10 protein-coding genes are annotated in these 14,187 nt (G+C 61.5%); all 10 read right to left on the reverse strand.

Annotated features, from left to right (window positions below; all coding sequences use genetic code 11):
- Positions 1 to 35: 35 nt before the first annotated feature.
- A complete protein-coding gene (locus BFP95_RS07075; protein WP_065874347.1) occupies positions 36 to 926 on the reverse strand; it encodes a transglutaminase family protein in 891 nt (296 codons plus the stop codon).
- Positions 926 to 3,412, reverse strand: coding sequence for a circularly permuted type 2 ATP-grasp protein (locus BFP95_RS07080; RefSeq protein WP_065874348.1), 2,487 nt, complete (start codon positions 3,410 to 3,412; stop codon positions 926 to 928). The genes BFP95_RS07075 and BFP95_RS07080 overlap by 1 nt, the downstream gene beginning before the upstream one ends.
- Before the next feature lie 161 nt (positions 3,413 to 3,573).
- Positions 3,574 to 6,864 carry a transglutaminase family protein gene (locus BFP95_RS07085; protein WP_065874349.1) on the reverse strand — a complete coding sequence of 1,097 codons (3,291 nt, stop codon included), beginning with the start codon at positions 6,862 to 6,864 and terminating at the stop codon, positions 3,574 to 3,576.
- Positions 6,865 to 7,051: 187 nt separating this feature from the next.
- Positions 7,052 to 7,501 carry a hypothetical protein gene (locus tag BFP95_RS07090; RefSeq protein ID WP_065874350.1) on the reverse strand — a complete coding sequence of 150 codons (450 nt, stop codon included), beginning with the start codon at positions 7,499 to 7,501 and terminating at the stop codon, positions 7,052 to 7,054.
- A complete protein-coding gene (locus tag BFP95_RS07095; RefSeq protein WP_065879908.1) occupies positions 7,498 to 8,430 on the reverse strand; it encodes an NAD synthetase in 933 nt (310 codons plus the stop codon). Before BFP95_RS07095 ends, BFP95_RS07090 begins: the two co-directional genes overlap by 4 nt.
- Before the next feature lie 210 nt (positions 8,431 to 8,640).
- Positions 8,641 to 10,941: a YgiQ family radical SAM protein gene (locus BFP95_RS07100; protein WP_065874352.1), complete on the reverse strand. Its 2,301-nt coding sequence runs from the start codon at positions 10,939 to 10,941 to the stop codon at positions 8,641 to 8,643.
- A 97-nt stretch (positions 10,942 to 11,038) separates the two neighbouring features.
- Positions 11,039 to 12,433, reverse strand: coding sequence for a replicative DNA helicase (dnaB, locus tag BFP95_RS07105; RefSeq protein WP_003217484.1), 1,395 nt, complete (start codon positions 12,431 to 12,433; stop codon positions 11,039 to 11,041).
- Positions 12,434 to 12,543: 110 nt separating this feature from the next.
- A complete protein-coding gene (gene rplI, locus BFP95_RS07110; RefSeq protein WP_003171376.1) occupies positions 12,544 to 12,990 on the reverse strand; it encodes a 50S ribosomal protein L9 in 447 nt (148 codons plus the stop codon).
- A gap of 18 nt (positions 12,991 to 13,008) precedes the next feature.
- Positions 13,009 to 13,902 carry a hypothetical protein gene (locus BFP95_RS07115; RefSeq protein WP_065889095.1) on the reverse strand — a complete coding sequence of 298 codons (894 nt, stop codon included), beginning with the start codon at positions 13,900 to 13,902 and terminating at the stop codon, positions 13,009 to 13,011.
- Positions 13,903 to 13,938: 36 nt separating this feature from the next.
- On the reverse strand, positions 13,939 to 14,169 hold the full coding sequence (gene rpsR / locus BFP95_RS07120) for a 30S ribosomal protein S18 (RefSeq protein ID WP_002551829.1): 231 nt from the start codon (positions 14,167 to 14,169) through the stop codon (positions 13,939 to 13,941).
- Positions 14,170 to 14,187 lie beyond the last annotated feature (18 nt).

The following is a 14,187-nucleotide window of genomic DNA, read 5'->3' on the forward strand; positions in this document are numbered from 1 at the left end:
CTGAGCCGGCCAGACCGGCTCGGCACAATCCACCTCTACTCCAGCGGCATCACCGTCACCCGAACCTCCGGGTCATGGCTCCCTCCCCCCAGAATCACCCCTCGCAACGGCGACACATCGGAAAAATCCCGGCCCCAGGCCAGGGTGATGTGCTCCAGAGCCGGCTGCACATTGTTTGTCGGATCAAAATCCACCCAACCTGATACCGGGCAATACACCGAGACCCACGCGTGGGACGCATCGGCGCCGATCAGCCGTGGCTGGCCGGGGGGTGGCTGGGTGAGCAGGTAGCCACTGATATAGCGCGCCGCCAGGCCCCGCGAGCGCAGGCACGCCAACATCAGGTGAGCAAAGTCCTGGCACACACCGCGCCGGCGCTCCAGCACTTCCACCAACGGCGTCGCGACCTGGGTGGCCTCGGCATCGAAGGTGAATTCGCTGAAGATCTTTTCCATCAGCGCCTGCACGCCCAGCAGCAACGGCTGACCAGGCGGGAAACAGCTTTCGGAGAACTCCACGAACGTTTGCTTCAAGTGCACGTAGGGCGATTCGAAGCGATAGCGGCAGGCTTCGATCAACTCAAGGGACATGGGATGGCAGCTGTAGGTCAGGCTGTCGCGGGTCTGGTCCCAGGCCGGCGATTGTTGGAAATCCAGCACCGGTCGCGCCAGCACTTCCACGGTCAGCCCGGCATTCACCAGCAATTCATCATGGGGACGTTCGAACGCAAGGCGGGTGATCGGGTTGCCGAACACATCCAGTTCATCGCGGCGCGACGTCGGCTCCGGGCTGATCTCCAGCTGCTGCGAGCTGCAACGCTGCCAGGCGCACGGCCGTGGCCACAGATGCGCCAACTGCTGGGCCAAGGACACCGGGCTGTCGTAGTGATAATGGGTATCGTGGAAAATCTGGTAGCGCGCACTCATCACACCGACACCGTTTGTTGGCTGACATCATCCACATGGGCAAAGTGGCGCAAGGCCAGGCGATCCGACACTTGGCCACTTTCATCGGCCACCGCTTGCAGCAGGTCGGCCAGGCCATCCAACGCGGCACGCACGCTGGATTCGCCAAACAGGGGGTTCTCCAGGCAGCCCAGGTCGAAACGCGACAGGCGCTCCACCAACGGCGCGAGACCTGTTTCCCGGGGTACACCGAAATCGTCGTTGAGACGTCGCAGGGTACGGCTGACCAGTTTGAGCTGGAACAACACCGCATGCGGGTTCTGCTCGTCCAGCAGCAACAGGTCGAGCACCGGGATCAACTGCGGCACCGCCAGGTAGCGCGAGCGATAGGTGATGCTGCTGTTGCCCAGCTCCAGCAACCACTCCAGCCCGGCCTGATCGAACACCGCCACGCCCCGCAAGAATGCGGCAAGGCTGCTGCTGAGAAATTGCAGACGCTCGATGCGCCGGCCCATCATCAAAAAACGCCAGCCTTCATCGCGGGTCATGTCGTCCAGGGCAAACCCGGACAGCGCCGCCAGGGACATCACCAGGCGGTTGAGGAAGTCCAGCAATTCACCAAAGTCCGGCGCCTCGCTTTCCAGCTCCAGGGCTTCGCGTTGCAGCTCTACCAGCGCCTGCCAGTTTTCCCGGGATAACTTGCCGCGCACCTGGGACGCCGCCCACTGCAAGCGTTGCAGGTTGGCGCGCAGGCTCGAGGGCCAGTCATCACCGAGCAAGGCTGCGAGCAGCCGCTCCGGCAATTCGCCCTCTTCCGGCAGCAGCCGCAGGTTTTCGCCCAATTCGACGGCCGCCTGCAAGGCCAACGCGTCATCGCCATCGACATACCGCGCCAGCACAACGCGCAACCAGCGCGCGCTGTCATCGCAGCGCTCGCAGTAACGACCAAACCAGAACAGGTTTTCCACCACCCGCGACGGCAGATACGGATCGCGGCGCACCAGGTCATGGGCACCAATGGCGCGTTGCGCACGCCAGTGTTCGCTACCGGCTGCGCGTTCGCCGAGCACCCAGGTGTCTTTGCTGGCGCCTCCGCGTTGCATCGACACCACTTCGGCATCGGCCTCGGCGGCCACGCGGGTCAGGCCGCCGGGAAGCACGCGATAACCGTCGGCGCTGGCCACGGCATAAACACGCATGCCGATGGCGCGATGTTGCAGGTGGTCATCCACGGTGTGCCACACCGGCGCCTGGGACAATTGCGCCAGTTCCTGGGCGACGTAGGCGTACGGCCGCGCGCGCATGCGTTCGGCCAGGGCTTGGCGCTCTTCGTCGTTCAGGTCACGGCCGAATACCGGCGCGAAACTTTGCGACGGGAAAGCCGGTTTTATCAGCAGCTCCGGCAACTTTTCCAGAGCCTCGGCCAGCACCGGCGCTTCACCGCACCACCACGTGGCAATGGACGGCAGGATCAGTGCTTCACCGAACAGAAATTCGTTGATCTTCGGCAGGAAGCCGAGCAAACCGGGCGACTCCAGCACACCGCTGCCCAACGCATTGGCCACCAACACATTGCCTTGGCGCACCGCATCGAGCAGACCGGGGACGCCAAGGGCTGAATCGGTGCGCAGCTCCAGCGGGTCGCAGAAGTCGTCGTCGAGACGACGCATGATTGCGTGCACCCGGCGCAGGCCGCTGAGGGTTTTCAGGAACACCGTGCTGTCACGCACGGTGAGGTCGCCGCCTTCCACCAGCGGGTAGCCGAGTTGGCGGGCAAGGTAGAGGTGTTCAAAGTAACTTTCGTTGAATCGGCCCGGCGTGAGCAGAACGATCAGAGGCTGTTGATCATCCCCCGGCGCCTGTCGGACCAAGGTTTCCTGGAGCGTACGGAAGAACCCCGTGAGGTGCTGCACTTGCAGATCGCGGTACAGGTCCGGGAACGCGCGGGACACGATGGTGCGGTTCTCCAGCGCGTAGCCAGCACCCGACGGCGCCTGTGTGCGGTCGGCGGTGACCCACCAGCGGCCATCCGGGGTGCGCGCCAGGTCCACGGCGTACAGGTGCAGAAACGCGCCGTCCGGCGGTTGGATGCCTTGGCACGGCCACAGGAAGTTGTTGTGCCCAAACACCAGCTCGGCCGGCAGCAAGCCTTCCTTGATTAGGCGCTGCGGGCCATAAAGGTCGGCCAGCACGGCATTGAGCAGCCGTGCACGCTGGGCAATACCGGCCGACAGGTGCTGCCACTCATCGGCTGCGAGCACGTGGGGCAACAGGTCAAGCTCCCATGGGCGGTCGGCGCCCTTGGGGTCGGCGTAGACATTATAGGTCACGCCGTTTTCCTGGATCTGCCGGGTCAGCAGCGCCTGGCGTTGGGCCAGTTGCGCGGGTGTGCTGCGTTGCAGGTGGTCGAGCAGGCGCTGCCAATGCGCACGCACCGCGCCGCCGTCGTCCAGCAGTTCGTGATAGGTGCCCGCGGTCAGCGGGTAACGGTCGAGCAAATCGGACATGGAACGCTCGGCAGAGGCAAGGGGGCCACAGTTTAATTCAAATTCACTACGATCTAATGTGGGAGCTGGCTTGCCTGCGATGGCGGTGGTTCAGTCGACAGTGTTGGTGACTGATAAATCGCTATCGCAGGCAAGCCAGCTCCCACATTCTGGACCGGCGTTTAGTCATTTTTATTGGGGAAACGCCGCAAGTCCAAGGTCATCGGCAACTCATCGTTGATGACGACTGCCGGCACCGGAAGCGTCCCAGGGCTATGCCCCAACCGGAAAAACCTCGCCATGCGCCGGCTTTCCGCTTCATTGGCATTCACTGGCAAGCTGTCGTAATTGCGCCCGCCCGGATGGGCGACATGGTACTGGCAGCCGCCCAGCGAGCGTTGCATCCAGGTATCCAGCAAATCGAACACCAACGGCGCATGCACCGCGATGGTCGGTTGCAGGCAGTTGGCCGGCTGCCAGGCGCGATAACGCACGCCGGCCACAAACTCGCCGACTCGCCCGGTGGGTTGCAAGGGCACCGGAATGCCGTTGCAGGTCAGCAGGTAGCGTTGCGGCGGCAGCCCGGTCACTTTCACCTGAAGGCGCTCAAGGGACGAATCGACATAACGCACCGTGCCGCCCACGGCGCCCTCCTCGCCCAGCACATGCCAGGGTTCCAGGGCCTGGCGCAGCTCCAGTTCGATACCGCTGACGGCATAGTCGCCGACTTTGGGGAAACGGAACCCCAGATGCGCGGCAAACCATTCGGCGCGTAGCGGGTAACCGGCGGCGTTGAGTTCGACGATCACGTCGGCAAAGTCTTGCTCGATGAAATGCGGCAACAGGAAACGGTCGTGCAGCTCGGTGCCCCAGCGCGCCAGTTTCGGCGGTGCATAGGGTTCGCGCCAGAAACGTGCGACCAAGGCGCGCAGCAGCAATTGTTGGGTCAGGCTCATGCGCGCATGGGGCGGCATCTCAAATGCACGCAATTCCAGCAGGCCCAGGCGGCCGGTGGCGCCATCCGGCGAGTAGAGTTTGTCGATGCAGAATTCGGCGCGGTGGGTGTTGCCCGTCACATCGATCAGCAGGTTGCGCAGCAGGCGGTCCACCAACCAGGGCGGGCACTCTTCGCCGGGCTCCGGCATTTGCGCGAAAGCGATTTCCAGTTCGTACAGCGCGTCGTTGCGCGCCTCGTCCACCCGTGGCGCCTGGGAGGTCGGGCCTATAAACAGCCCGGAAAACAGGTAGGACAAGGAGGGATGGTTATGCCAATAGCTGATCAGACTGCGCAGCAGGTCGGGCCGGCGCAGGAAGGGTGAGTCCTTGGGCGTGGCGCCACCGAGCACAAAGTGGTTACCCCCACCGGTGCCGGTGTGGCGCCCGTCGATCATGAATTTCTCGGTGGTGAGCCGGGTTTGCCGCGCCTCTTCGTAGAGGAATTCGGTGCGTTCCACCAGCTCATCCCAGGTGGCGGATGGCTGCACGTTGACCTCAATCACACCTGGGTCCGGCGTGACGCGGAAGTTGCTCAGGCGTGTATCAGCCGGCGGCTCGTAGCCTTCCAGCAATACCGGGCAATGCAGTTCTTCGGCGGTAGCTTCGATGGCAGCCACCAGTTCCAGATAGTCTTCGACGCGCTCAAGCGGCGGCATAAACAGATACAGCCGACCTTCCCGTGCCTCGGCACAGAGCGCCGTGCGCGTCAGCCAGTCCGCAGACTCGTCGACCTTTGGCACACGCTCGTCGCTGGGCGCGGGTTCACCATGGCTTTGCAGCTGGGTGGTGGTCGGCAGTTCCGGCTGATCCTGGTTGGGATCAGTGGGATGCACAAACGGATATTCCGCCGCCGTGACCCAAGGTTGCGAGGCCAACGGCAGGCGGTAGCCCAGCGGCGAATCCCCTGGCACCAGGCGGCAATGGTTATCGCGCAGGTACCAACGACCACTCTGCCAGCGGTCATTCGCTGCCGTACGCGCCAGCGGCAGCACTTGGCCGATGACTTTATCCAGGCCCTGGCTGAACACTTTGCGCAGGCGTTCGCGCTCCAGGTCGTCGCTCAGGCGCGGGTCCTGGGCGGTGACGTTTTGCGGCAGCGCGCCTTCGCGCCACAGGTAGTAGAAATTGTCTTCGAAGGCCGGGAACACAAAACGCGCCGGCAGCTTCAGACGCTCGGCGACACTGGCCAGGAAGCGCCCAGCCATGACGCCGTCCGCGCCGTAATCCTCCTGCTCATCGGCAATCAGCGCGCTGTTGTGCCAGATCGGCACACCGTCACGGCGCCAGTAGCAATTGAGCGACCAACGCGGCAGTTGTTCGCCGGGGTACCACTTACCCTGCCCGAAGTGCACCAGGCCCTTGGGCGCGTAGTGTTTGCGCATACGCTGAAACAGCTCGGCGGACAGGCGACGCTTGTCCGGCCCGAGCGCGGCGGTGTTCCACTCGGCGCCGTCGGGGTCGTCGATGGAGACGAAGGTCGGCTCGCCGCCCATGGTCAGGCGTACATCGTCCTTGAGCAGGTCGCCATCGATCTGCCGGCCCAGGGCCTGGATCGCCAGCCATTGTTCTTCGGTGTAGGGCTTGGTGACGCGCGGCGCCTCCCAAATCCGCTCCACCGACATCTCGTGGGTGAATTCGCACTCACACGGTTCCACCAACCCACTGATCGGCGCCGCTGAAGATGGATCGGGACTACAGGCCAACGGTATGTGGCCTTCACCAGCAAACAGCCCGGAAGTGGCATCCAGGCCGATCCAGCCAGCGCCGGGCAGATACACTTCGCACCAGGCGTGCAGGTCGGTGAAGTCCACTTCGGTACCGGACGGGCCATCGAGCGCTTTGACGTCAGCAGTCAGCTGGATCAAATAACCGGACACAAACCGCGCCGCCAAGCCGAGGTTGCGCAGTAGTTGCACCAGCAGCCAGGCCGAATCGCGACAGGAGCCAGAGGCGTTCTCCAGGGTGAACTCCGGGGTCTGAACGCCCGGCTCCATGCGGATCAGGTAACCGATATCGGCGGCCAGGCGCTGGTTGAGGGCGACCAGAAAATCCACGGCAGGCAGCGGCGTGCGGTCGATGCCGGCCAGGTAAGCGGCAAACCTTGGCGTCAGCGGCAAGGTTTCCAGGTACGGCGCCAGCTCGCGCTGCTCATCGGCGGCGTAGCTGAAGGGGATTTTTTCGGCGTAGGGCTCAAGGAAAAAGTCGAACGGGTTGAACACCGCCATCTCGGCGACCAGGTCGACCTCGATGCGCAGCTCATTGGTCTTTTCCGGAAACACCAGCCGCGCCAGGTAATTGCCCTGGGGGTCTTGCTGCCAGTTGATGAAATGCTGCTCGGGCAGCACTTTCAGCGCGTAGGACAAGATCCGCGTGCGGCTGTGGGCCGCCGGGCGTAGACGCACAATCTGCGGGCCGAGTTCGACCGCGCGGTCGTAGCGGTAATGCGTAACGTGGTGCAACGCGACATGAATCGACACGGCGGCCTCCTGCGAGCCAGGGCATGGAAACAAAGCGCGCAAGACTTATGCCAGAGCGGCCGTCATTGCGCTTTATCGTGGGACCCGGTGCAGTACAGCACCAAAACGGCGCCAACGGTGGTGTCGTGGTGCAGGCGCCGCACATATTTGTGGCGTTAATGTGAGGATGGGTGGCGAATCTACCCAATCACCGGGTTTTGCGCTTTGCGATTACGGCTTGGCGCAGGTGGCGTATCTCGGACAGTTTTTTGCGCATTTCGCGGTGGCGTTTGCTATTGAGCAGCAGTAACCCCAACAGCGGAAAGAGGACAGCCGAGCCATAGACCAGCTTGTTGAGATCGTATTGAATCATTGGCAGTACGAACAACAGACAAGCGCCCAAGTAAGCCGCCACCAGCCGCGTAGCCCAGGGATAGCCGCGTGCGATCATGACGTTGCCAAAGACCAGCACCGCCACTAGCGCCAGTATCGCGCCTACTGAATAGTTGGCCTTGAGCGCGGGATCAAGACCGCGCAAATAGGTCACGCCAGCCATGGAGACCGAGGCTGAGCCGGAGAAGATCGCCATGAAAATCGTCCCCATGAACACGGGGAAATAGCGGGCGAGGAAACTGCCCATCTCGGGGAAGCCGTTCATTCCGTCAAGTCCTCGTACAGGCCAATGGCAATGGTCTCGGCAGTGCCTACGTGACCCGTTCTATAGCTGCCCCAGATACCCAAGAGCCCGCCCAAGGCATCCTTGAGTTGGGTCAAAGTGGCATGACGGATCTCCGTGGAACTGTAGCTCTTTGTCAGCTTGCCGGCGCGCTGCTGCAATTTGAGTAGCTTGGGCGTCAGGCTTGGGTCCCTGAGGCTAAGCAGTTCCTTGGTCAACTTCTTGCGTTCCTGACGGCTCAGGCCCTTGAGCAGTTCGTACCAACTCTTGCCCAATGCTGCGGCCTTGTTGGCCTTGAGCAGCCTGACGGTGGTCAACGCACCCGTGCCGATGCCCACCAAAGAGGCCGCGTCAAGGATAGGTGAAACGGCGCCGTACCATTCGGCGTCGTCCATACGGTCATTGGCATCAGGATCAAGCACTTCGTTATACGTACGCGCCACGCCAAACCCACATTGCGCGCTGCTGGCCAGCGCCGCCGTGATACCAATGCCGACCACAAATGCACTGGCACCTGCCGTGAACGGTACCGCAACACTGCCGCTGAACACCACGATCCAGCCGATTACCGCCGCACCACAGGAAAGACCCATATCAAACGCCTCTTTTTGAAGGCGTCCTTCCCGAGGATCGGTCTTTACTTGTTCCACAAACTGCGCAGGCGAAATGTACTTCTGCGCCTCGCGCAAAATAATGCGCTTGGGCCTGATGCTGCAGATGGGCCTGAACTCGCGCAGGGTGATCACGTTGAAATCGGCATCGATATACACGACACCTGCGCCGACAATGCCGGGGTCAGCGTCAATGGCCGCAAACAGGCGCGGCAGGTTGATCTGGCTCTCGATGCGCTGGCGCGCCATGAATTGGGAGCGGTTGGAGTCCATGCCGATACCGGCCGGGGGGTTGCCCATGGGGGTGTTCTTCCTTGAAATAGGTGGTGGCTGAGCCGACGCCTTCGCGAGCAAGCCCGCTCCCACACTTGAGTATTCGCAAATCAAAATGTGGGAGCGGGCTTGCCCGCGAAGGCGATTTAATGGTCGCCACCTTAACAAACAGGCTCGCCACCGAATAGAAAGCAAAACGCCAGCACGAGGCTGGCGTTTTGCATTTTCAGGCTACGATCAACGCGGCACGACTGGCTTGCGCGCAGGCTTCTTGCCTTTGCCCTTGGCCGCGTCGGTGCGCTCTTTAGCCGCCTGTTTGTTGCGTGCCATGGCCGCAGCCTTGGCTTGTTCACGCTTGTCCCACGGGTTGCTGCCGTCGCTGCCGCGCGGTGGCAAGCCGGTGTGCTGGGTGAGGATCTTGGTGGTTTCCTTGGCGACCTTGTGGCTGCCGGCCGGCGTCGAGTTTTTGCGACGCGCGCTCTGGTAGCTGTCGGTAGACGGCTGGTGCAGCGGGATCAGTTGCTCCTTGCCCGGCCCGATCAGGTCGGCACGGCCCATGCGGGTCAGCGCTTCACGCAGCATCGGCCAGCCTTTCGGGTCGTGGTAGCGCAGGAACGCCTTGTGCAGGCGGCGCTGCTCTTCGCTCTTGACGATGGTCACCGCGTCGCTTTTGTAGGTGACCTTGCGCAGCGGGTTCTTGCCCGAGTGGTACATCGCGGTGGCGGTGGCCATCGGCGACGGGTAGAACGCCTGCACCTGGTCGGCGCGGAAGTCATTGCGCTTGAGCCACAGGGCCAGGTTCATCATGTCTTCATCGGTGGTGCCGGGGTGGGCAGCGATGAAGTACGGGATCAGGTACTGCTCCTTGCCCGCTTCCTTGGTGTACTTCTCGAACATGCGCTTGAACTTGTCATAGCTGCCAATGCCCGGCTTCATCATCTGGTTGAGCGGACCTTCCTCGGTGTGTTCCGGGGCGATCTTGAGGTAGCCACCGACGTGGTGGGTGACCAGCTCCTTGACGTACTCCGGCGACTCGACGGCGAGGTCGTAGCGCAGGCCGGAGGCGATCAGGATCTTCTTCACACCCGGCAACGCACGGGCGCTGCGGTACAGCTGGATCAACGACGAATGGTCAGTGTTCAAGTTCGGGCAGATGCCAGGGAACACGCACGACGGCTTGCGGCACGCGGATTCGATTTCCGGGCTCTTGCAGGCGATGCGGTACATGTTCGCGGTCGGGCCACCGAGGTCGGAGATCACCCCGGTGAAGCCCGGGACCTTGTCGCGGATCTCTTCGATCTCGCGAATGATCGACTCTTCGGAACGGTTCTGGATGATGCGGCCTTCGTGCTCGGTGATCGAGCAGAAGGTGCAGCCGCCAAAGCAACCACGCATGATGTTCACCGAGAAGCGGATCATGTCGTAGGCCGGAATCTTTTCCTTGCCGTACACCGGGTGCGGGACACGGGCGTAAGGCATGCCAAACACGTAGTCCATTTCTTCGGTGGTCATGGGAATGGGCGGCGGGTTGAACCACACGTCCACTTCACCGTGCTTCTGCACCAGGGCGCGGGCGTTGCCTGGGTTGGTTTCCAGGTGCAGCACGCGGTTGGCGTGGGCGTAGAGCACCGCGTCGCCACGGACTTTTTCCACCGACGGCAGGCGGATTACGGTTTTGTCGCGGGTCATGCGCGGGCTGGCCAGGATCTGCACGACCTTGGCTTCGTCCGGATCATCAACCGGACCTTTTTCCTGCTCAATGGCGCAAGCCTGGGTGTCCTGGGTGTTCACGTACGGGTTGATGATCTTATCGATCTTGCCCGGACGGTCGATACGCGTGGAGTCCACTTCGTACCAGCCTGCCGGCGTGTCACGGCGAATGAACGCAGTGCCGCGCACGTCAGTGATGTCTTCAATCTTGTGGCCCCACGACAGGCGCTGGGCAACTTCGACAATTGCGCGCTCGGCGTTGCCGTACAACAGGATGTCGGCGGTGGCGTCGATCAGGATCGAGTTACGCACGCGGTCCTGCCAGTAGTCGTAGTGGGCGATGCGGCGCAGGGAGGCTTCGATGCCACCGAGCACGATCGGCACGTTCTTGTAGGCTTCCTTGCAACGCTGGCTGTACACCAGGCTGGCGCGGTCCGGGCGTTTGCCGGCCATGCCGCCTGGGGTGTAGGCGTCGTCGGAGCGGATTTTCTTGTCGGCGGTGTAGCGGTTGATCATCGAGTCCATGTTGCCGGCCGCGACGCCGAAGAACAGGTTCGGCTCGCCGAGCTTCATGAAGTCGTCTTTGGACTGCCAGTTCGGCTGCGCAATGATCCCGACACGGAAGCCCTGGGACTCCAGCAGCCGGCCGATGATCGCCATGCCGAACGACGGATGGTCGACGTAGGCATCACCGGTGACGATGATGATGTCGCAGGAATCCCAGCCAAGCTGATCCATCTCCTCCCTGCTCATTGGCAGGAATGGCGCAGGACCGAAACATTCGGCCCAGTACTTGGGATAGTCAAATAACGGCTTGGCTGTTTGCATGACGGTGACCGGTGTTGAGATGAAAAATCGCGGGCGCGGAATATAGCACAAAATTTGACCAATTCCGACCTTTGCAGTCGGAATTGGAGGCGCTCATTTACTCGTCTTCGAAGTTGTAACTGCCTGGCGCAAGGTTTTCGAACCGAGTGTATTTACCGATAAACGCCAGGCGCGTGGTGCCGATCGGGCCGTTACGCTGCTTGCCGATGATGATTTCGGCGATGCCCTTGTGCTCGGTTTCCGGGTGATACACCTCGTCGCGGTACACGAACATGATCACGTCAGCATCCTGCTCGATCGCTCCGGATTCCCGCAAGTCAGAGTTGATCGGGCGCTTGTTGGGCCGTTGCTCCAGGGAGCGGTTGAGCTGCGACAGCGCCACCACTGGGCAGTTGAACTCCTTGGCCAGGGCTTTCAACGAGCGAGAAATCTCGGAAATCTCGTTGGTTCGGCTGTCACCGCTGGAGCCGGGGATCTGCATCAACTGCAGGTAGTCGATCATGATCAGGGCGATGTCGCCGTGCTCGCGCACCAAGCGCCGAGTGCGCGCGCGCATTTCCGAAGGGCTGATACCGGCGGTGTCATCGATGAACAGCTTACGGTCGTTGAGCAGGTTGACGGCCGAGGTCAGTCGCGGCCAGTCATCGTCTTCCAGGCGACCGGCACGCACTTTGGTCTGGTCGATGCGGCCCAGGGATGAAAGCATCCGCATGATCAGCGATTCACCTGGCATCTCCAGGGAGTAAACCAGTACCGCCTTGTCACTGCGCAGAACGGCGTTTTCCACCAGGTTCATCGCAAAGGTGGTTTTACCCATGGACGGACGGCCCGCGACGATGATCAAGTCAGCCGGTTGCAAGCCACTGGTCATGCCGTCCAGGTCGGTGTAGCCGGTGGACAGGCCGGTGATCGCGTTGTCGGTGTTGAACAGGGTATCGATACGGTCGATGGCTTTGGTCAACAGGTCGTTGACGCTGACCGGGCCGCCGGTTTTCGGCCGCGCTTCGGCGATCTGGAAGATCTGCCGCTCGGCTTCGTCGAGGATCTCCTCGGCTGTACGCCCTTCCGGGTTGAAGGCACTGTCAGCGATTTCAGTGGCAATGCCGATCAATTGACGCAACGTTGCCCGCGCGCGGACGATCTGCGCATAGGCCTTGATGTTGGCGACCGACGGGGTGTTTTTTGCGAGCTCACCAAGGTAGCCGAGACCACCCACTTGCGAGGTCTGGCCTTCCTTGTCCAATTGTTCGGCAAGGGTCACGACGTCGATGGGGGAGTTCTGATCGGCCAGCTTAGCGATGGCGCGGAAGATCAGGCGGTGGTCATGGCGATAGAAGTCACCGTCCGAGACTTGATCCAGCACGCGCTCCCAGGCGTTGTTGTCCAGCATCAAACCACCGAGCACGGCCTGTTCGGCCTCGATGGAGTGCGGCGGCACCTTCAGGGCAGCGGTTTGCAGATCGTATTGCTCGGGAGCTGAAATATCGTTCATGGCCACTTGGAATTAGGGGTATGTAAAAAAACAAAAGGCACGACCTGTGAACAGGATCGTGCCCGATGTTAACCGGCTGTCACGCAAGGTGCCAGCCAGTTGGGTCTTGCTTAAGCTGCTACCACGACAACGCGTACGGTGGCTTCAACTTCGGCGTGCAGGTGCACGGCTACGTCGAATTCGCCTACGTTGCGGATGGTGCCGTTCGGCAGACGAACTTCGCTCTTCTGCACTTCAACGCCGGAGGCGGTCAGTGCATCAGCGATGTCGTGGGTGCCGATCGAACCGAACAGCTTGCCTTCGTCACCGGCGGTGGCAGTGATAGTCACTTCCAGCTCAGCCAGTTGGGCAGCGCGAGTTTCGGCCGAAGCTTTTTTGTCTGCTGCTGCTTTTTCCAGCTCAGCACGACGCTCTTCAAACGCAGCCAGGTTGGCAGCGGTTGCAGCGGTGGCTTTGCCGTATGGCAGCAGGTAGTTACGACCGTAGCCGGCCTTAACGTTCACTTTGTCGCCCAGGTTGCCCAGGTTGGCGACTTTTTCCAGAAGGATCAGTTGCATGTGAAAATCCTCTAACTTTTAACCTTCACCGTTCGCGTTATCGGCGTCTTTCGGCGCCAGACGACCGCGAAAATCAATCAGGCCGTCGACAATGGCCAGAACCACGAGTAACGGATAGATCAGCTGCATGAACAGCAACATCGTTACGTACAACCCCACCAGCCAAAACTTGGCCAGACGCTTCTGCGCGACCAGCCCGTGAATCAGGGCCAGTCCGGCGAACATCAGCGGTACGCTGCAAAACAGCACCATCAAGGCCATCTGCGAACCAAGGTTCGGTCCGATAACCATGAGTGCAAGCAGCAACATCGCCGGGCCCACGGGAATTCTGATACTGCGAAACTCGCGACCAAAACCACCCGGGTTGTACAACAACGCCTGCCAATATCGCCCAAGCATCAGGCTCAACAAGCTGACGATCTGCATCATTACCGCCATCAGGCCGATCAGGGCCGGTGCAATCAGTGTTGCCAGTCGCGCTCGCTCATCTACCGACAGCTGCTGGTAGAGTTCCCCGAGGGCCATCGGCAGGATCTTGACGATCTCTTGCGACAGCGCCTCGATTTGCGGGCGGAAAGCCGCGTCAATCAACACCGAAAACACCAATCCCAATGCCACGCTGACCAGCAGCGTGCGGACCCAGGACTCACTTGCGCGCAAAACCAACGCAAGGCTCGACGACCCCAGCAGTACCAGAAGTACCTTGGGTTCGCCCAGTTGCAGCCACCAGATCAAGGCGGCCAACACTCCCAGGGCCAGGACGCCAACGGCGCCCTGCAAACCGCGCCGCAGGAGCACAAGGCATCCAGCGGCAGCACCCAACCAATACAACAACGGCAATGCTGCACATCCAGCCACTACCAGAGTGGCCTGCACACGACCGCGCATGATGAACTCAGCTAAGGCGCGCATGCATTCAATCCCTTACTACTTGTCGACTGCCCGGTCTCAGCGGCCGTGGCTGTCGGTGTAGGCCAGCAGGGCCAGGAAGCGGGCGCGCTTGATAGCGGTGGCCAGCTGACGCTGATAACGTGCTTTGGTACCGGTGATACGGCTTGGAACGATTTTGCCGGTCTCGGATACGTAGGCTTTCAGAGTGTTGAGATCTTTGTAATCGATCTCTTTCACGTCTTCAGCGGTGAAGCGGCAGAATTTACGACGACGGAAGAAACGTGCCATTTGATAGGCTCCTTAAAA

The organism is Pseudomonas sp. 58 R 12 (assembly GCF_900005865.1).
Classification (GTDB): domain Bacteria; phylum Pseudomonadota; class Gammaproteobacteria; order Pseudomonadales; family Pseudomonadaceae; genus Aquipseudomonas; species Aquipseudomonas tritici.

What these genes read in the sequence shown, in the direction of transcription:
- rpsR (WP_002551829.1), bottom strand. Translation starts at nt 14,169, where the DNA reads ATGGCACGTTTCTTCCGTCGTCGTAAATTCTGCCGCTTCACCGCTGAA.
- BFP95_RS07080 (WP_065874348.1), bottom strand. Translation starts at nt 3,412, where the DNA reads ATGTCCGATTTGCTCGACCGTTACCCGCTGACCGCGGGCACCTATCAC.
- BFP95_RS07090 (WP_065874350.1), bottom strand. Translation starts at nt 7,501, where the DNA reads ATGAACGGCTTCCCCGAGATGGGCAGTTTCCTCGCCCGCTATTTCCCC.
- BFP95_RS07095 (WP_065879908.1), bottom strand. Translation starts at nt 8,430, where the DNA reads ATGGGCAACCCCCCGGCCGGTATCGGCATGGACTCCAACCGCTCCCAA.
- rplI (WP_003171376.1), bottom strand. Translation starts at nt 12,990, where the DNA reads ATGCAACTGATCCTTCTGGAAAAAGTCGCCAACCTGGGCAACCTGGGC.
- BFP95_RS07100 (WP_065874352.1), bottom strand. Translation starts at nt 10,941, where the DNA reads ATGCAAACAGCCAAGCCGTTATTTGACTATCCCAAGTACTGGGCCGAA.
- dnaB (WP_003217484.1), bottom strand. Translation starts at nt 12,433, where the DNA reads ATGAACGATATTTCAGCTCCCGAGCAATACGATCTGCAAACCGCTGCC.
- BFP95_RS07115 (WP_065889095.1), bottom strand. Translation starts at nt 13,902, where the DNA reads ATGCGCGCCTTAGCTGAGTTCATCATGCGCGGTCGTGTGCAGGCCACT.
- BFP95_RS07075 (WP_065874347.1), bottom strand. Translation starts at nt 926, where the DNA reads ATGAGTGCGCGCTACCAGATTTTCCACGATACCCATTATCACTACGAC.